This is a genomic window from Nonomuraea sp. NPDC004702 (assembly GCF_053601695.1).
Map to the genome: position 1 here is coordinate 1 of NZ_JBSGCE010000112.1, position 17,864 is coordinate 17,864.

Annotated in this window: 18 protein-coding genes and 3 pseudogenes; 7 read left to right on the top strand and 14 right to left on the bottom strand. The window is 68.7% G+C overall.

The window, feature by feature from the left end:
- The 6 genes and pseudogenes from ACWEJ6_RS51045 to ACWEJ6_RS51070 all read right to left on the bottom strand — a co-directional run.
- Positions 1–143 (bottom strand): annotated as a pseudogene (locus ACWEJ6_RS51045) (IS256 family transposase); the annotation flags it as partial.
- Positions 143–652, bottom strand: coding sequence for a hypothetical protein (locus tag ACWEJ6_RS51050; protein WP_452432806.1), 510 nt, complete (start codon positions 650–652; stop codon positions 143–145). The gene ACWEJ6_RS51050 and the pseudogene ACWEJ6_RS51045, both read right to left, overlap by 1 nt.
- 11 nt (positions 653–663) lie before the next feature.
- A complete protein-coding gene (locus ACWEJ6_RS51055) occupies positions 664–2,271 on the bottom strand; it encodes a hypothetical protein (RefSeq protein ID WP_452432807.1) in 1,608 nt (535 codons plus the stop codon).
- Positions 2,272–2,314: 43 nt separating this feature from the next.
- Positions 2,315–2,626, bottom strand: a complete 312-nt coding sequence (locus ACWEJ6_RS51060; protein ID WP_452432808.1) for a helix-turn-helix domain-containing protein — start codon at positions 2,624–2,626, stop codon at positions 2,315–2,317.
- On the bottom strand, positions 2,623–2,868 hold the full coding sequence (locus ACWEJ6_RS51065; RefSeq protein ID WP_452432810.1) for a tyrosine-type recombinase/integrase: 246 nt from the start codon (positions 2,866–2,868) through the stop codon (positions 2,623–2,625). The genes ACWEJ6_RS51060 and ACWEJ6_RS51065 overlap by 4 nt, the downstream gene beginning before the upstream one ends.
- Positions 2,869–3,511: 643 nt before the next feature.
- On the bottom strand, positions 3,512–3,688 hold the full coding sequence (locus tag ACWEJ6_RS51070; protein ID WP_452432812.1) for a hypothetical protein: 177 nt from the start codon (positions 3,686–3,688) through the stop codon (positions 3,512–3,514).
- 144 nt (positions 3,689–3,832) lie between these two features.
- Between ACWEJ6_RS51070 and ACWEJ6_RS51075 the strand changes: the two are divergent.
- Both ACWEJ6_RS51075 and ACWEJ6_RS51080 read left to right on the top strand, forming a co-directional pair.
- Positions 3,833–3,979, top strand: a pseudogene (locus tag ACWEJ6_RS51075) (ATP-binding protein); the annotation flags it as partial.
- 216 nt (positions 3,980–4,195) lie between these two features.
- On the top strand, positions 4,196–4,825 hold the full coding sequence (locus ACWEJ6_RS51080; RefSeq protein WP_452432814.1) for a class I SAM-dependent methyltransferase: 630 nt from the start codon (positions 4,196–4,198) through the stop codon (positions 4,823–4,825).
- A 268-nt stretch (positions 4,826–5,093) separates the two neighbouring features.
- Here ACWEJ6_RS51080 and ACWEJ6_RS51085 read toward each other — a convergent pair whose 3' ends face one another.
- From ACWEJ6_RS51085 to ACWEJ6_RS51100, 4 genes are all read right to left on the bottom strand, one after another.
- Positions 5,094–6,218 (bottom strand): winged helix-turn-helix domain-containing protein, encoded by a 1,125-nt coding sequence (locus ACWEJ6_RS51085; protein WP_452432815.1) that lies wholly within the window; start codon positions 6,216–6,218, stop codon positions 5,094–5,096.
- A gap of 192 nt (positions 6,219–6,410) precedes the next feature.
- A complete protein-coding gene (locus ACWEJ6_RS51090; RefSeq protein ID WP_452432817.1) occupies positions 6,411–7,751 on the bottom strand; it encodes a hypothetical protein in 1,341 nt (446 codons plus the stop codon).
- Positions 7,748–8,527, bottom strand: coding sequence for a hypothetical protein (locus ACWEJ6_RS51095; protein WP_452432819.1), 780 nt, complete (start codon positions 8,525–8,527; stop codon positions 7,748–7,750). Before ACWEJ6_RS51095 ends, ACWEJ6_RS51090 begins: the two co-directional genes overlap by 4 nt.
- Positions 8,528–8,654: 127 nt before the next feature.
- The gene (locus tag ACWEJ6_RS51100; RefSeq protein WP_452432821.1) at positions 8,655–9,701 is read right to left on the bottom strand and encodes a YncE family protein; all 1,047 of its coding nucleotides are present in this window, start codon (positions 9,699–9,701) and stop codon (positions 8,655–8,657) included.
- A gap of 272 nt (positions 9,702–9,973) precedes the next feature.
- Here ACWEJ6_RS51100 and ACWEJ6_RS51105 point away from each other — a divergent pair, with 272 nt between their 5' ends.
- Positions 9,974–10,702 (top strand): putative 2OG-Fe(II) oxygenase, encoded by a 729-nt coding sequence (locus ACWEJ6_RS51105; protein WP_452432830.1) that lies wholly within the window; start codon positions 9,974–9,976, stop codon positions 10,700–10,702.
- 317 nt (positions 10,703–11,019) lie between these two features.
- Here ACWEJ6_RS51105 and ACWEJ6_RS51110 read toward each other — a convergent pair whose 3' ends face one another.
- Complete coding sequence (locus ACWEJ6_RS51110) at positions 11,020–11,577, bottom strand: GNAT family N-acetyltransferase (RefSeq protein ID WP_452432822.1); 558 nt, start codon at positions 11,575–11,577, stop codon at positions 11,020–11,022.
- Between the two features lie 17 nt (positions 11,578–11,594).
- Complete coding sequence (locus tag ACWEJ6_RS51115; protein ID WP_452432823.1) at positions 11,595–12,938, bottom strand: hypothetical protein; 1,344 nt, start codon at positions 12,936–12,938, stop codon at positions 11,595–11,597.
- Between the two features lie 944 nt (positions 12,939–13,882).
- Between ACWEJ6_RS51115 and ACWEJ6_RS51120 the strand changes: the two genes are divergently transcribed.
- Together ACWEJ6_RS51120 and ACWEJ6_RS51125 are read left to right on the top strand one after the other, a co-directional pair.
- Positions 13,883–14,014 carry a hypothetical protein gene (locus tag ACWEJ6_RS51120; RefSeq protein ID WP_452432824.1) on the top strand — a complete coding sequence of 44 codons (132 nt, stop codon included), beginning with the start codon at positions 13,883–13,885 and terminating at the stop codon, positions 14,012–14,014.
- Positions 14,015–14,271: 257 nt separating this feature from the next.
- Positions 14,272–14,598, top strand: a complete 327-nt coding sequence (locus ACWEJ6_RS51125) for a PadR family transcriptional regulator (RefSeq protein WP_452432825.1) — start codon at positions 14,272–14,274, stop codon at positions 14,596–14,598.
- 651 nt (positions 14,599–15,249) lie between these two features.
- On the opposite strand, the gene ACWEJ6_RS51130 is transcribed toward ACWEJ6_RS51125, so the two are convergent.
- Together ACWEJ6_RS51130 and ACWEJ6_RS51135 are read right to left on the bottom strand one after the other, a co-directional pair.
- Positions 15,250–15,615 carry a transposase gene (locus ACWEJ6_RS51130; RefSeq protein WP_452432832.1) on the bottom strand — a complete coding sequence of 122 codons (366 nt, stop codon included), beginning with the start codon at positions 15,613–15,615 and terminating at the stop codon, positions 15,250–15,252.
- A 13-nt stretch (positions 15,616–15,628) separates the two neighbouring features.
- Positions 15,629–15,805 (bottom strand): transposase, encoded by a 177-nt coding sequence (locus tag ACWEJ6_RS51135; protein ID WP_452432826.1) that lies wholly within the window; start codon positions 15,803–15,805, stop codon positions 15,629–15,631.
- 259 nt (positions 15,806–16,064) lie between these two features.
- Here ACWEJ6_RS51135 and ACWEJ6_RS51140 point away from each other — a divergent pair, with 259 nt between their 5' ends.
- Together ACWEJ6_RS51140 and ACWEJ6_RS51145 are read left to right on the top strand one after the other, a co-directional pair.
- A complete protein-coding gene (locus tag ACWEJ6_RS51140; RefSeq protein WP_452432828.1) occupies positions 16,065–17,270 on the top strand; it encodes a protein-L-isoaspartate O-methyltransferase family protein in 1,206 nt (401 codons plus the stop codon).
- Between the two features lie 355 nt (positions 17,271–17,625).
- Positions 17,626–17,864 (top strand): annotated as a pseudogene (locus ACWEJ6_RS51145) (hypothetical protein); the annotation flags it as partial.

The following is a 17,864-nucleotide window of genomic DNA, read 5'->3' on the forward strand; positions in this document are numbered from 1 at the left end:
CCGACCAGCTCCACTCCTTCGGCTCGCGCCTGGTCGACCAGCCTGGCCACCAGCTCTCGATCCGCTGAGTTGTCCGGCTTCTTACGCGCCACTGCGGCGTCCTCCAGGTCGATCTCCGTCGATGCCTGGATCACAGTACTCATCAGGTGCGCTCTCCTTGATCAGGAGTTACACCGAAAACCGTACAGTCCCGCTGGGGCGGGCGTGCGGTGTGGTTGCGCCATGCGGTCCGGAGGGCTTCGAGTTCGAGCCGAGGGAATGGCGCTCCCCATTTTCCGTGGTAACCGCTTTCGTCATAGCGTCGCGCGACATCGTCGAAGCAGCGGATGACAGCTCGGGCCAGAGTGTCGATCGTTTGCCAGCTGGACCAGATCTCGGTTCCGGCGTTGTCGTGACGGCGGCCGTCGGGCAATTGAAGCAGTCGCACCCAGACGTCGTTGCCGCCTCGATAGAAGATCCAGCGGAAGGCTGTCGGTTCAGCTTCGAACTGGGCCTGTGTCTGCTCTTCGCCGAGCACCAGCCGCGCTGTCGCGGTCAGGAGTTCCTCAGGAGCCGCGGTGACATAGGAGGCGGTGACCTCCGCCTCGGCTTGGTCGTCAGCAACGGTGCAGTCGGCCCATCCAGACCCCGCCAGCGTCCAGCGCAATGACATCCGTGTCATGGTCATCCCTGTTCTGGTTGCGCCGTCAGACGGCCTTCGTCGATGTGGTCCGCGAGATAGATCATGACGCCTTCGAGATTCATCCCGAAGGCCGCGGCGACGAGTTTGGCGTCCATGGTGTTAACCAGGCCGATCAGGCGAGTGGAGCGGAGCATCCGTGGTGAGATGCCGGACGGATCCAGGACATGGCTGACATAAGCGACCGAGGCCGGGCTCCGGCCCGCTTTGGTGCCCTTAGTGACCATCAGATGCGGGCTATTGGTGTGCTGAGTCTCGCGGTGCGCCACGCACCGCTGCACGGTGCTCCAGCTGGCCGGATCCAGGGGCACGAGGTGGGGGCGTTGCCCGAGACGGATGGCACGGTTGCCGGGATCGATGTCGTCCAGGCGCAGGTGGCGGACTTCGCTGCTGGAGGCGCCATGCAGCAGGGCGAGGATGCCCAGCAGAGCCTCGTGCGGGTGGACAGCCGGGTCGGTGATCCATCTCTGGAAGAGGCGTCGCTGCTGGTCGAGGGTGCGGGTCTTGCCGATGAAGCCCTTGGCCGCCTTCGCCGACAGTCCGCTGGTGGGGTCGATCAGGATCATCTTGTGGGCTTTGGCGAAGCGGACGAACTGCCGGGCGATCTGCAGCCGCCGGGGCCGGTTCTTGGGCTCAGCGGCCAGGAACGCCTCGATGTCGTGCACGTCGACCAGGGCCCAGTCCTGCTTTCCACGCGCGCTGACGTGCTGGCCCAGATCGCGCAGGGTGGACAGCTTGATGTCGAGGGTGACGTCGGCCCGAGGCAGTGTCCCGGCCCGTCGGGCGCGCTCGCGGGAGCGCAGCAGGAAGGTGTTGAAGGCCTCCGCCGCAGGCCGCAGCGGCTCGGGAACGGCGTCGATCCGTCGGCGACGGCGTCCGGCGGCCAGCCGTTCGGCATGATCGGTGGCCAGCGCCAGACCGCGTTCGACGAAGAAGATCTCCAACCCTTGGGCCAAGGGCCCCATAGAGCGGCCGGGCAGCCGAGCCCGCTCCAACAGGGCTTGGGGATGATTGGGATGTTCGTCGTCCAGCAGCCGTCCCAGTTGGCCAATCAGGACGCAGGCTCGGGCCGGAGAGTGGCCGGCGGCCAGGTGGCCGATGAGCTCGCCCAGCCAGGGAGGCGGGTCGGCCAGCCGGACGATGAGGTTCTCGCCGGCGACGAAGGGCCGTTCGGGGCGGCGCTGCCAGCAGGCCGAGCACAGGCCGTGGCCGGCATGCGGGCGCAGCTGACCGCAGTCGTCGCAGACGCGCGGCGGGTCCTTGGTCTGGCGAGGACGTGAACAGGTCCCGCACCAGCCGGTGGATGGGCGCAGATAGCCCGGGCGGCCGCAGCGCGGGCACGGTTGTTGCGCCGCTCGCTGCCGAGCCTCGCGGGTGCAGTCCCGGCATAGCGTCGCCTCCGGCGAGCGGACGGGATGCCCGCACTCGGTGCAGACGCGTGAGCACGTGATGCACCGGCCGGTGTCGGCCTGCAGTACTCGTTGTTTGCCGCAGTCCGGGCAGGACGCCTTGGCGGCCGCTTCGTTGAGCCGTCTGAGGCAGCGGCAGCAGTGCAGGCGGCCAATGATGCCGACCGGGCCGCCGCAGTCCACGCAGTCACGTTGCCGTTGGCCCATCGCCGTCCTCCTGCTCAGGTCACAGTGGCGGCAGAGACCGGCCGCCGCTGGTGGCGGCCTTGGGCTCGGTCGCCGGCTGCGGCGGGCGGGCGGGCCGTTCGACGGGGGTGGTGTCCACCTCGAATAGGTCGTTGGGGCTGCACTCCAGCGCGGTGCACAACGCGGCCAGGGTGGACATCTTCACCTGGGTGGGCTCCTTGGTCAGCAGCGCCGACACCGACGCGGCCGACAGTTCCAGCCCGGCTTTGTCGGCCAGCAGCCGCCGCAGCTGGGCGCCGGTCCACACCTCGCGCTGCGCGGCGGCCATCCGCAGTTTCCACCGGATCTTCATGCGGTCGGGTCTCCCTGTCCGGTCAGCTCGCCCAGGGCGCTGGTCACCGCCCGGCGATAGGCATCTTCGATGAAGGTGGCCGACGGCCGGACATAGCGCATCGTCGAGCTCACCGTCCAGTGTCCGAGCAGCTGCTGGATGGCCACCAGGTCCACGCCGCGCTCGTAGTTGTGGGTGGCACACGCCCAGCGCAACGCATGCGGGCTGAACCACTCTTCCTTCGGCCGTCCCTCCAATTGCATGAGATAGCGCAGCCGGTTACGGATGGTGCCGCGATGCAGCGCCCCGCCAAACCATCGGCGAACAACACCGGTGAGTCGGGGAAGCGGCCGCGCACGTCATTGAGAAACCAGCGCAGCAGCAGATCCAGCCCATCCAGCATGGGCACCCACCGCGGCCGCGGCCCGGAGGTGCGGGCGCCCTTGCCGAAGCGGACATGCAGCTTGCCGAACGGGCCCCGGGTGAAGTGCACGTCCGGCCGGTCCAGCAGCGCGGCTTCCTCCGACCGCGGCCCCGCGTGATACAGGGTGCGAAACAGCGCGTAATCCCGCGCCGCCGGGCCGTACTTACGGGCAGTGGCGATTCGGTCCTTGAGGAAGTCGAAGAAGCCGCTTACCCGCTCCGGCGTCGGCGGCGGCAGCTCGGCCGGTGAGTCGTCGCCGACATGCCGGGAGGTGTTGAACTCATCCACCGGGCAGACCAGCCGCACCCCGAACGCGGCCTCGATCTCAGCGGCCTTACGGACCTGCAGAAACCGGTGAAAGCTTTTGAAGATCTGCACATGCTCGCGCCGCGTCGAGGCGGCGCGACCGGCCGCCGCCAGGTCGCCGACCACTCGGTCGATGTCCTCGGGGGTGACCTCCCAGGCCGGACGGCCCAGTGCGGTCAGGGTCCCTCCAGCAGCCCGGTGTCGTTCTCGACGGTCACCGGGCTGAACCCACGAGCGGCCCACGACGCCACGAACGCCTCGACGCATCGCCCCTGATACTCCATCGGATCGCTGCCCAAAGGCTCGGGCGGGAGCGCCCCGCCCTCCAGCACCCGTAGTCGAGACCGCGGCACCAGCACACCTTCCTCACACCAGAAGAATGAAGGCAGCGCCTAACATAGGCCTCTCACACCTCACGAATCAGGGAAACGAGAAAGAACCAGGAACCCCAGCTAGCAGCCGCAATCGTTCGACAGGATCATGTGCCACCCCCAGATGGCTGGACCAAGACCTTCACCGACCCCCGGCTATGCGCGGCTATCGTCGACCGGCTCACCTTCGGCGGGAACATCATCGAGACCGGCACCGAGTCCTACCGCCTGGCCCAGACCCGAGCTCGGGTCGAGCAGCGCACCGCAGGCTGACGATCAGGGGTCTGATACTGGTGTGATCGCCTAATCAACTGTCGCCACTTCCCCGGGGAGTCCAGCCAGCTGGTGACGGACTGTGGTCGCCAGCGGCTTGTCGCGCCACCGGGTGATGGCCTTGTCCTGGTAGCCGAACGAGTCCGATACGACGGCGGCAGGATTCGGCACGGGGCCGGAGAACAGCTGAGAATGGGGGGTGTTAACGTCCTTCCCGTGGCGAAGCACCAGGACGAGACCAGGACGGCCTACGACGGGGTCGTCGAGTTATATGCGTCGATGTTCGCTAACCGACTGGAGACGCAGCCGTTCGCACGGAACATGATCGGCACCTTCGCCGAGTTGGTGCGTGGGACGGGGAATACGCGGGTGGCGGATGTCGGCTGCGGGCCCGGACATCTGACGGCCATGCTGCACGACCTGGAACTGGATGCCTTCGGGCTCGACCTCTCTCCGGCCATGGTCGACCACGCTCGGCGGGCCCATCCGGCGCTGAAGTTCGATGAGGCCCGGATGGAGGAACTCCCCGTTGAGGACGGCGCGCTCGGCGGCGTGCTGGCCCACTACTCGATGATTCACACCCCTCCTGGGGAACTACCCGCGCTGCTCGCCGAGCAGGCGCGTGTCCTGGCGCCGGGGGGCCTTCTCCTGGTCTCGTTCTTCGGAACCGACGCGCCCGAGCCGGTCCGCTTCGACCACAAGGTGACACCCGCCTATAGCTGGCCGGCGGACCGCTTCGCCGAGTTGCTGGCCGGGGCTGGGTTCGCCACATTCGCGCGGCTGCTCCACGACCCGGCCTCCGAGCGGGGCTTCCTGGACGCCCACTTGCTGGCCCGTCTCCGCTAGAGAACGGGCGGAGGTGGGTGCTGCCATTTCTCACCAACATTTCTGCGCCTGTTGATCGCCAACCGCTGTCCAAACTCACCAACAAACGATGTCGCTACTGACCGACGAAATCACCCGGGTGCGCCATGAGGCGTTGCATGTCCGTACGGAGGTGGCGAACCTCCTCGTCCTACCGTCGTAGCGTTGGGGCGACGCTGGAGGCAGCCTGAGCCGGGGACCGCCGCGGAACACACCCTCCGGGAGCCGAACGCTGAGCTTGCCGGCGTCGTCAGCAGCGAGTGTCGTCGAGGTGGAACTCGTCACAGCCCAGCTGTTTGGCCAGGCGCTGGCCTGCCTGCAGGACCAGGTCGTGGTCGGGGGCTGTGCCGGGTTCGTGGTGCATGGCCAGGGTGCGCAAGACGGGGCCGTCACGCATCAGGTCGGCTCGTCCGATCAGGCGCGTTCCGGCCAGCAGCGGGGTGACGTAGTAGCCGAAGCGGCGTTTGGTCGGCGGTTTGTAGGCCTCGAAGGTGTAGTCGAAGCTGAACAGGCGCCGGGTGCGGTCGCGGTCCCAGATGAGGTTGTCGAACGGGGTGAGGAAGACCGGTTCGGCGGGCAGGGGCGCGCGCTCCAGCGTCGCGGGGTGGACCCAGGCCGGCTCGTCCCAGCCCTCGACGGTGGCGGGTAGCAAGCCGGTGTCGTGAATCGCCTGGGCCGCGGCGGCGCGGGGGAGGCGGAAGTACTCGGTCAGGTCGGCGGTGGTGGCCACCCCGTAGACGCGGGCGGCTTTGGTCAGCAGCGCGGTGAGGCTGTCGTGCTCGCTGGGGCGGGCGTGCAGGAGGTCGGCGGGCACGCGGCGTTCGGCCAGGTCGTACACGCGTTTGGCGCCGCGGCGCGCGGCAGTGACGAGGGCGCCGGTCCACACCAGGTACTCGGCCGCTCGTTTGGCGTCCGACCACGCCCATCCAGACGATTTACGCTCGCCGAGAGCTTCGATGTCGCTCAAGGTCACAGGGCCGTGCGCGGCCACCATCTGCGTCACCCGCTCGCACAGGGCAGGCTCGGGCGCCCAGGAGACGCGGGCGGTGCGCTCGCGCATGAAGGTCCACAACGGCCAGTCGGTCATCGGCAGCAGGCACACGGCGTGCGCCGCGCTCTCGAACACCGTCGCAGGGCCGGACGTGCTCCACAGCTGGGCGTCGACGGCGTGGCGGCCCTGCAGGTGCGGGGCTCGGGCCAGGCAGACCAGCCGGTGGGCCTTGTCCACCCGCTGGATCGCGTCGAGCTGGATGGCGCCCAGATGGGTCAGCACGTCGAGCGGCTGGGCGAAGGCGGCGTCGCCGCCCAGGCCCTGCGCGGCCACGGCCAGCTCTCGCGCCTGGGCCTGCGACAAGCGCACGCTGCGGCTAGGCATGAGCCCTCACCGCCTGCGAGCGCCCGGCCGGGCAGGCCGGGCGGGCATCGCAAGCCGCGCGCCGCCAGACGGAGGGCGTGCCTGCCGACCGGCCGACGGCGAGAGGAGACGGTGACGCGGCAAGCTGGGCGAGAGGCCGAGCGCGGCGCCGGACGCGGGGCCGGACGCGGGGCCCAGCGTGCGTGAGGGTGGTCATGCGGCGGGAACGTCTTCCTGTTCGGGGGTGGCGGCCGGGCCGGCCTTGGGCGAGCCGATGACAGAGCGGCTCAGGGCCCGCAACGCCACGGCGATGAGCAGGACTCCGGCCAAGCCGGCACCGGTCAGTGCCGAACTGTAGTCGTTGCTCGCGATCAGCAGGCCGCCCAAGGTGATGCCGATGATGTAGCCGAGGTCGTTGCCGACGGCCACCCACGCGTTGGCCTCGTGCTTGACGCCGGCGGGCAGTTCCTGGTCGATCAGCAGGTAGGAGTTGATGTACAGGGGTGTGACGGCCAGCCCGGCGGCGACCAGGACGGCTGCGACACTGTAGGGGGAGCGGGCCACCAGCAGCGCGATCACGGGTCCGCCGAACACGAGGCTGATGACGGCCTGGCGCCGCCACAGCGACCCGGTCAGAGTGAGACCCCCGTACACCAGTCCGCCGATCACGCCACCGAGGCTGATGGCGGCGGTGATGTATCCGGAGGCGGCGATGGCGCCGCTTCCGGCGGCCAGGGCCGGGAGTGCGATGCCGAGGAACCCGAAGCTGGTGCCCATGACGATGATCGGTGTGACGATCTCCCGCAGGTGTGGGCGTGCGATCGGCCCGAGCAGGTGGCCGAGCGCGCGGCCGAGCAGTTGGGCGGGTGATCGCCTGGCCTGTACCCGACCCTGCGCTTCCGCGGCCGTTGCTGTCGCCTCGAGGTCTGGCGAGGGCGGGTCAGCCGGAGGGGGGTCGGCCAGCAGGGTGCGGCGCACGACCGGGGTGAGCACGGTCAGCCAGGTGACGCCCCGCATGACCGCGGCGACGATGAGCAGCCCGGCGTGCAGGTTCACGGTCAGCATCACCGTGGCCGCCAGCGCTGGGCCGGCCAGGAACCCCACCTCTTCGATGATGGAGTCCAGCGCGTGCAGGGCCTTGACCTCGGCCTCGGTGTGGGCGGCGCGCCGCCAGGAGGTGCGCACTGCAGTGTCCAGCGCGGGCGAGGACAGCCCCATGATCAGGCACAGCCCGGCGATGACGGCACCGTGGACGTTCGGCAGGCCCGCGCAGATGGCCACCCCCGCGGTGGCCGCCGTGGACAGCGCGCATTGCGGCACCAGCGCGCGTCTGGTCCCGACCCGGTCAAGGACGCGGGCGCGGAAGGGGGCGCTGCCGGCCAGCACGGCGACCATGACGCCTTGCAGGAGCGCGGCCTCCGCGTAGCCGCAGCCATCGGCCAGCACGATGACGAAGGCGATCGGGAAGGCCGCCCCGGACAGGCGGCCGAGAATCAGGTAGCTGAGCAGGGTGGCCGCTGCCGGGCGGCGCAGCACGGCGTATCCGGCCATCATGCCGCCTCTTCCGCGGCCGCCCGCAGTGAGTCACGGTGCAGCAGCACGATACGGGCCAGCGGTGCGCCGCGCGTCAATACGGTGTCCCGGTGGGGGCGCACCGCCAGGCTCATACCCTGACGACCGGAGGTGGCGTTGACGTGCCGGGCGGCCAGCACGCCGGTGGGGATCTCCAGGCCGCTCGGCGCGTCCAGGCCGGTGACCAGGAGGAACATCTCCGGCGGGATCCGGGCCGACCAGCCCAGCCGCCATTCCACCGACCCTTCGCCGTTGGGGACGAACATGCCTTCCCAGCCACCTTCGTCATTGCGGAACTGGTGGAAGCGCAGCCAGTCGGTACGGGGCGTGGCCAGCCAGCCGACGTCGCGCCGCCACAGGTCGGGCCGCTCCAGCATGCGGCCGAGCATGGCCAGCTCGCCGTCACCGGCGGCAGCGGCCGGCCTGCCCCCAGGCCCGCCCCCGGCGGTGCCGTTGGAGGCCCGGTCGGACGCTCTGCCGGTGCGGCCGGGGGAGGAGGCGGGGGAGCAGCTGACCGTGTCGAGCTGCACGTCGTCGATCGGGGTGAGGGTGACGTCAATCGGGCAGCGAATGATCCAGCCCAGCTCCTGCCCCAGCACCCACGGAGGGCAGGAGCCGGCCCGGCGCACATGGCGCTGGTAGCGGAAGTTTCGCCGGTAGAGTTCGCCGGTCTCCCGCTCGGCGGACCGGGCCACCTTGACCTTCTCCGGCACGATGGCCCATTCGTAGAGGGCGTCGAAGCGGACGGTGACGCTCACCCTCACCTCTCCTTCACATGCGCACCGGCCGGGCGGTCGCGGCGCTGGCGGCCTTGGGGTGCCGGGGCTGGACAACGAGCTGGTGGGGCACACGACGCCTGCCGTGCACCCCACCACGTGATCACATTCAGGCCTGCTGGGTCGTCAGCCCGCGCACGCGACGCTCGGCCGGCAGACCGTCGAGGTCGAACATCGTGACGCTGCACAGGCCGAAGCCGACCTCGATCGCGTCATAGGCGAACTCCCCCTCATCGCGATCCAGCGGCGCCGAGGCCAGGTCGACCACGGTCAGGGTGTTGGGGCCGTAGTTCAGACCGTTGAGGCTGGCTCTGGTGGTGGAACGGGAGGAGTTCGTGATGTACAGGGTGTCGTCGTCGGGGTCGACGGTCAGGCCGCGCGGTCCGGGGCCGACCGGGATCTGTCGCATCACCTGCAGGTCTTCCAAGCGCACGACGTAGACGGCGTTGACCGTCTCCACGCTGATGAGGGCATACACGTGGTCGGGGCTGAAGGCGACGGCGCGGCCGCCGATGTGGCCGAGGTCGACGTGGGTGACCTGGCTGGTGGCCATGTCGATCACGCTGGCGTAGGTGGCCTGGGTGTTGGCCACGAACACCCGTCGGCCCCATGGGTCGATGGCGGCGCTGTAGGGGTGGGCGTCAGTGCCGACGTCGATCATCTCGAGGATCGCGACGTCCTGCGGACGGCCGTCGGCCAGGGCGGCGATGTCCAGCTTGGCCACCTTGCCCTCGCCCCACACGCAGACGTAGGCGTGCCGACCGTCGCCGGTGAGCGCCATGTGGCGGGGGTCGCGGCCGATGGGCACCTGGTGGACCTCGACATTGAGCTCGAGGTCGATGAGCGAGACGGTGTCGGAGCCGGAGTTGGAGACCAGCAGGTACTTGTCTCCAGGGACCACGCCGAGCCCGCGCGGGCCGTGCCCGACTTCGATGCGCCGGACTTCCTCCAGCGAGATCGGGTCGATTTCGGAGATGGTGTTCTGGCTGGTGTTGGAGACGAATCCGCGTCCGTCGTGGGTGAACTTGACGCCGCCGCGGGGGGCGTTGCCGATGCGGATCTGCCGGGCGAGCTGGTGCTCGTTCTTCCCGGTCTTGGTGACGACCGAGATGACGCCGTCGTCTGTGTCGGTGGAAAAGAGCTGGATGCGGGCCATCGGCACCTCCGTGTGGGGGCCTGGCTCTGACAGCAGCCCACTCACCGCAATCGGATGACTACACGTAGTCAATCTGGTTTTTCGTGCCCCGAACGTGGGACATTGGCAATGCTTCCCCGTCGACGTCCCTCTTTTTCTCCGACTTCGTTCTGCTGTTTCCCGTGAGGCTGCGGTATACGAACGCCGGAAATAGCCTGTTGTCCCTGAAGGTCGAGTAAGCACGTTTACCGGAATGCTTGTGGCGCCAGCCGCCAGGACGAAGGGTGATCGTCATGCCGATTACGCAGCCGTTCTCCGAGGATGCCGTCCGTGCCACCGGAGGCATCGCCCAAATCTTCGCCACCCCCGTCGGTCGCCTGACCCATCCATACGGCGACCGGCTCAGCCCCGACCTGGCCGCCCTCGTCATGAGCCGGCTGGACCCCACCGATGGCCGCTTCACCTACAAGAAGGAAACCGCCGGCAACCTCGCTCAATGGGGTGAACCGCTCGTCGAGGGCCTGTCACGGTGGGTGTTGAAGGCGGCTCACCGTTTCGTCGAGGACGTCACCGGCCAGAAGCTCGTAGACCCCAGCGCACCATCACCGGGAACCGCCGTGGCCGGCAACGAGTCAGCCGCGACCAACGCTACGGACGCGCCCCCAGCGCTGGGTGGTGGTTGCGGCCTGTCGGTGGCCATCGGCAACAGTTGGGCCAGCCTCTACCTGCGGGGCGACTACCATCCCGCGCACCTTCACCCCAACACCGCGGTGACCGCCATCTACTACGTCAAAGCCCCCGACTGGTGCGAGCTGCACCTGATGGATCCACGGCCGAATATCGACTACTTCGACGCGGGCATTTCCCTCGCCGGCGAGGACCGCAATATTCGGCTTCGCTGCCGCCCGGGCGATCTCGTGCTTATCCCGGGGTGGCTCAAGCATGCCGTTCCGGCTTTCGAGGAAACCTCGCCACGTATTTCCATCTCGTGGAATCTGGGATATACCGCCGCAGGCACGTGACCGCGACCGCCCCTTGTGGGCAGGCACCGGCGTTCGTGCGGCCGCTTCTGGACCCGCGACGCCCAGCCTCGGCGTTCCGCGCGACACCAACGTGCCCACCGTCCCACTGACGTGCGCCGCCACAGGGTTCATCGACATCCGCGTGACGGCCTCCGCACAGGCTCCGCCTGGGCACCTACCCTCCATTTCTTGTAACCCTAGGACCTAGCCTGGAGTAACGTCACCCGCCAGGCGTATTCAAACCACTCTGGCGGTGAAATCGGCCAGGTCCGGGAGAACGACACCGGTGAGGCCGAGTCCTCCCATACCAACCTCATCTACCCGGTCTGCTCCCATTCCGGGCCAAGGATGGAATGCACCACGGAGTCCCGCCACCCGGACGCCAGCTTCAGGTGCCCGCGGATGACGCCCTCCTCCACCATCCCCAGCTTGCCCATGACCCGCCCGGACGCCTCGTTGAACGGGCTTCGCGCACCCCAGATGCGGTAGATGCCGAGCTCCTCGAACCCGAGCCGCAGGAGCAGGCGGACGACCTCGGCGCCCAGGCCCTGACGCCACCGGTCCGAGCGCAGCGCGAATCCGATCTGGGCGCTGTTCTGAAGTGGGTGGCCGAGGTCGATCGAGAGGCGCGCGTACGCCACCAGCTCGCCATCACCTGGTAGCACTGCGGCGAGGGAGTAGTCCACGCGCGGCTCGTTCTGGGCCGACTCGACCACGCCGGCGATCCCGCCCTCGACTTGCTCACGGTTTCGGGGTTCGAAGCTCATGTGCTCGGTGACCAGCGGGTCACCGTAGATGGCCAGGAGCCCGTCAACGTCCGTCGGGGCGAACTCCCGGAGGATCAGCCGAGAGGTGGAGAGTCTCACCGGGTACATGGAACGTCCGTGCCCCTTCATGTGCCGAGTGCTTCGATCAGATGGTCGTCGAGGTCGGCGACGAAGGTCTCGCGCCGCCATGATCGCAGGTCGTGGCGCGCATGGCGCAAGCGGAGGGCGGCGACCCTGCCACCTGTCTCGCTGATGGCGTCGATGCAGGGGTGCAGCAGGTCAGCGGCTGACCTCGGATCGCCGAGACGAATGCGGGCGAGTGCCTGGTCGGCCGCTACGATCGCCCGTTGCACTCGCTCGCGCGGCGCGGCCAGCGCCTGAGCCGAGCGGGCGAAGTAGTCGTGGGCCTCGGAGGAGTCGCCCACGTACAGCTCGGTGATTCCCTCGAAGCCGCGTAGGTGGGCGGCGGAGAACGAGATGGGGGCTGCGTCGGTGGCGTGGTCTCGATCCAGGTCATGCCAGGCGAGCGCGAGCGCCGCTCGTGCCTGTTTGTCCAGGCCGGCGCGGGCGGCGATTTCCGCCTGAAGGGCGTGGGCTCGGGCTCGCACGATGATGCTCTGCCCGGCACGGGCATCACGCACGGCGGCGTCAACGAGGGCCTTGGCGGCGTCCAGGCCGGGCGTTGAGTAGAGGGTGACGAGGGCGTTGCTCATGTGCACGATGGCGCGCTGCCACGGCGTCGCGAGGCGCCCAGCCACCTTGGTCGCGGCCGAGTACAGCGCCCGGGAGGCGTCATCATCGCGGGTCTCGAAAGCGAATCGACCAGCGAGAGTGTACGCCCGCGTCGTGATGAGCCGCAGGTCGGGCAGGAACGGCTCAGGTACGGGCATGTCAAGGAGCCGTCCGCACGACTCAACGACCGGCGCGAGCAGCAGATGCAGCCTGACGAAGGGCACGCTGCCGACCTGACTGTTGATACGGGTGACGGACTCGCGCATGGCCGTCAGCAGTCCGTCGTCCAGGCGTGTCGGGTCGGCGAGGGCGGCCGACATGGCTGCCCGCGTGGAGGGGCCGAGCAGCGCGAGCAGTTCCACTCCCGTGTCGGTGGCCGTTCGCAGCACGAGCGCGCGGAGCTCGTTGAGACGCTGCTCGCTCACGCCGAAGTGCGTGAGCGCTTCGAGCAGTTCAGCGAAGTCACTGCCCTGGCCGAAGGAGGGTTTCCCGTGACGATCACGGGCGTACAGGTGGGCGAGCAGCAGCTGAAACCGATCGCTGGGCACCGTGGGAGCTCTATCGCTCTCCCATCGCGCGAGGGTCCGCTGGGTGCTGCCGGCACCGGTGTCGCATGGCTGCCCGAGCTGGGCCGCCATGGCCATGAGGGCTCGGCTGGCACCGGCCAGGGACCATCCACGAGAGCGCCGCAGCCGCTTCAGCATGGCAGCGCCCTTGGCTCGCTCATGCGCGCTCATAAGCTCATGATGCCCACAACGCGGGGCCAGACGGGCACCATCAGTAGAGGTTTCTCCGCGCGGCCGCGTAATTGATCGTCTGCCAGATGCCCGAGGTTTCCTCGGTGCCGTCGCGGGGGACCCGTCACCATCTGGGCGCGATCGACCATCCACCGGTTCCGCGCGTGGTAGGCCGATGCCACGAGTTCCGCGGCGCGCAACTCGACGATCTCGATGATCCTGTCGCGGCCTGGACGTTGGCCTGGCGGGAATGCGGGTGGGCTCATATGGGTTTGAGCCGTGCGGTCGTTGAGGCTGCTTGTGTGGATTGGGCCACTCCCCCAAGATCCAGCAGACTCGGTCGATAACGAACCTTATGTCAAGTTAGGCATCCTCATCGTCCCCTCTCCGCCGCTCCCATCCAGCGAGTGGTCCAAGTGAGCAGCGGCAGCAGCGCCCCGAAGGACCTGACACAACACTCGGTAGCGATCACATCGTGGGGATCCCTGCGGCCGGCGCGGCTCTCAGGACGTTGGGCCGGAATCGTCAAGGCCATCTTGCTTGGCTGTTTGACTGACCAAGTCGCCACATACTCCGATGTTTGACGGCGAGATCACTTGTGGCATCAGCGGTCATGAGGACTCGTGAGTTTGGACGCGTTGCCGCGAGGCGGGATCCGGAAGGACGGGCGTTCGACTCTGGACGACAGTTCATACCAGACAGAATGAGGGTTCTGTCCGGTAAACGCCTCGCGTGGCCCGGTTCTGTCATATCCCGGTGGCCCCTGTTTTGGGATCATCGACACCGACCGGCGATGATCTCGACGAGGGATGAGCCACCATGACCGACCCCCTACGCGATGGCGACCCGGCTCACATCGGCTCCTACCGGCCGCACGCGAGGCTCGGCGGGGGCGGGATGGGAGAGACATCCCCCGGAGCGGGCGCCTGGTCACCGTCAAAGTGGTGCGCCCGGAGCTGGCCGGCGACAGCGACTTCCGGCGCCGCATCACTTCCGAGGTGGACGCCGCCCGCAAGGTCGGCGGCTTTTACACCGCCCAGGTCATCAACGCCGAAACCGACGCCAGTCGGCCATAGCTGGACGCCCCCTACATCCTCCTCCCCTACACCAAGCCGTCGACGAGCACTGCGGCCTCTCGCCGTGGAGTCGGCCGCGGTGCTCGGCGCCGGGCTGGCCGAAGGGCTCGCCGCCGCGCACGCCTGCGTAGTTCGCCCGGGCGATCCGGCAGAGCCGACGCACCCCGACCGGTTCGAGGCCGGGGTGGGTGAAGAGTTCCGGTTCTGCGGCCGACCGCCTCTTTGAACAATAGTACGGTTAACGATATATATCGCATATGGCACTACGTGAACAAAGCTATCTCGTACTGCTGGCCCTCTCCGAAGGCCCACTGCACGGTTACGGCGTGATCAAGACCGTGCGTGAGCTGTCGGAGGACCGCGTCCGCCTCGGCGCGGGCACCCTCTATGGCGCGCTTGACCGCCTCACTGAAGCGGGGCTCGCCCGTGTGGTCGGCGAAGAGGTCGTAGACGGCCGGCACCGTCGTTACTTCGAGCTGACCGGTCAGGGCGCCGAGCTCCTGACCGAGGAGACCGCCCGCCTGGCCCGCCTCGCCGCCACCGCGCAACGCCGCCTCGGCGCACGACTCCAGCCCGGGACGTGATCATGGATAGCTACGAACGCCACTGCCGGCTCCTCGCGCGGGCCTACCCGCTCCGATATCGGCAGACGCGGGGCGAGGAGCTGATCGGCACGCTGCTGGACCTGGCGAGGCCGGAGCAGACCAGGCCGACCCTGCGCGACTCGCTCGACGTCGTACGTGGCGGTATCGCACTGCGCCTGCGGGAGCGCCCGCCGCTGGGGCGCTGGGCGCTGTATCGCCTCTTCCACAAGCGTCTTCCTACACCTACCGCTGGTGGGCACGCGACGACCTGCTCGGCTCGCGCTACCTGGCGCGGCAGTGCGCGACGTGGCTACTCGCGACATCACCCCTGTGGGCCTTCATCGGTCTCATACCCATCGAACTGGTCTACACGGTGATCCTCTCGACACTCATCCGCATGCTCGGCTTCCTCCCGCGGCGATCCCTGCGCCTCTGCCAGCTGAGGCGACACGAATTCAACCTGGACCTGCGGGGCAACTCGCCATAGACGGCCGGCGAGTCGGCGGCGCCGACGTTGACCGCACGGGTATGACGGCCATTTACTGAACAGGTTGGTCGACCACGGCCACCGCCGTTTACATCCATGTACATGCGCAACTCGGACCTGGTGGCGTCAGTGAGGGTTGCCAGGGGTTCTTCGGCCGGACGCACCTAGGCAGGGTCGACCGTCGCGAGAGAGGCGACGCCGAGGTGGCGTTTGAGCCGGTTGATGCCGCACTCGACGTCTGAGCGGGCGCGGTAGTCGGCCGCGTCGAAGGACGGCGGGCGGCCACCGCGGCTTCCGCGCCGTTGGCGGGCGGCGATGCGGTCGGCCGGTTCGGGGATGGTGCGCCGGATCTTGCGAGCGCGTAGGTGCTGCCGAATGGCGCGGGAGGCGTACGCCTTGTCGGCGCGGATGATCTCGGGTCGGGTGCGTGGGCGTCCGGGTCCGAGCCGGGGCACCTTGATGGCGGTCATGATCGTGGGGAACCGCGGCGCGTCGCCGCGTTGTCCAGCTGTCACCACCAGGGCGAGCAGACGCTGGTGCCTGCTAGCCGATCAAGCCGGCGGCATGGGCCAGGGTCTCGCGGATGGGTGAGGATCCTGCCAGGCGCCCCCGCTGCCAGCGGCGGAACAGGTTGTAGACCGCCTGCCAGGAGCCGCAGCAGTCGGGCACGTCCCGCCACGGCGCGCCCACTCGTACCCGCCAGCGGATGCCGTCGATCAATTGGCGCTTGTTCTATCGCGATGGTCGACCTGGCTTTGTGCCTGCGGGCAGCAGCGGTTCCAGCCGCGCCCGCTGCGCATCAGTGAGGTCGAACCGCCGTGTCACCGCTAAGGTGGCCATGAGGTCTCCGGGGCATGAGGTTCTTCTTGGTCGTTGAACCCTTTACCGGAGACCTCTCTGCGTGTCCGGCTTCGACACGCCATTGATTAACACTTCGAGACAGGCCCCAACCTAGACGCCTCCAGGTGCGAGGAGAAGCATGGTGAACTGGCAAGACGCGAAGTTCGACGACCACGTCACCGCGCTGTCGGCCTACCTGGCGGGCCGAGGCGTCATCCGGGAACGCGACTGGAACAGCCGCGTATGGCAGACGGGGCTGCGTCACGTGCCTCGGCACAGGTTCGTGCCTGACCGGGCGTACGCGCACGCCGTGCGGAGCGGCGAAAGGTCGAGGTCGATCGACCGCACGCGCGACACCGCCGACTGGTGGGGGGCCATCTACAGCGACTGCTCCATCATCACCCAGCGCGATACCGGCCTGACGCCGGTCTCCGACCCGCATGGGAGCCCGACCTGCTCGCTGTCGGCGCCCAGCGTGGCCATGGCCTTCCTGGACGAGCTCGACGTGCGGGACCACGACCGCGTCCTCGAAGTGGGCACCGGCACCGGATGGACGGCGGCCATGCTGTCGTGGCGACTACGAGAGCGGCAAGTGGTCACGGTAGAGGTGGACGAGACGCTCGCTGACACCGCGCAGGCCAATTTGCGCGAGGCGGGCTTCTCGCCCGAACTGGTCGTCGGCGACGGCGCGAACGGGGCGCCCGGCCGGGCCCCGTTCGACCGGGTCCACGTCACCTGCGGCGTGCGGGACATACCGTACGCGTGGATCGAGCAGACCAGGCCGGGCGGGATCATCGCCCTGCCGTACATGCCAGCGCCCACCGCGTTGCAGGGCGGGCAGCGGCTGCTGCTCACCGTGCTGGACGACGGGACCGCCCGCGGCCGGTTCACCGGCCCCTCCACCTACATGATGTTGCGCTCCCAGCGGCGTCCGATGGCGGTCAGCCAGCTCGAGGAAGCGGGGCGCCGGACCGCGACCGGCTTCGACCCGCGGAACCTGCACGACCTGACCGGCCCCCGCTATGAGGGGGTGCTGCTCATGTTGGCGTCGATGATGCCGACCGTCATGGTCGAGACGCGGCAGGAACGCCTGGACGATGACACGTGGGGGTATGTGGTCCGACTCTACGACTTGGAGGGCTCCTCGTGGGCGCTGTGCCAGAGCGGGTCCACCAGCACGCGGTCCGAGGTCGTGCAGTTCGGGGAACGGAGCCTGTGGGATGAGCTGGAGGCCGCGTACTTCTCGTGGGCGCGGCATGGTCACCCTGGCAGGCAACGGTTCGGGATGACCGTGACTCCGGACAGCCAGCACGTGTGGCTCGACACCCCGGCCGCAGCGGAATAGCCAGCCGGTCAGTCCGGTGAGAGTGACGATGGCCATGACGCTCGGCCCGGGAGAACGCCACTGGGGGAAGAGCGGCCCGGAGCCGGTATCGTCAGCGGGAGTAGCACGACACTTAGGCGCTCAGTACGGCCAGGGCGAGACTCATCAGGTGGACCATGCCGGCGGCCGCGCGCAGCCCGAGGGGCCGCCAGCGGTGGATCGGCGCTTCAGCCGCCCCTCCAGCGCGGCGAGCGTGGCCGGCTGTGAGGGTGAAGGCGATGCTCATCGGTCGGGCGGACGATGGTCGCCGTATCCACGGGTGATCGCTGGCCTCGTTCACGCGGCCCATCCTGTCGGCGGTAGGGCTGAGGACGCGATGAGCGAGTACCTCCGCAAGGCCGCGGGCGCACCGCCCGCCGTGGCGGCCTCGGCCGACCGCGCCACGAGCTCCTACTGGGCCTACTTGGCCAGCCTCGATGACGCCGAATCCCGCCGCGCGGTGAAGGGCCTCCTCGACCGGATCGCCCACCTCAAGCCGGCGAGGCCCGTCTGGCCGCGACCCGGCGGGACCGGACCCAGCCGCGCTGGCTACCACCGAGAGACGGTCCCACTGGC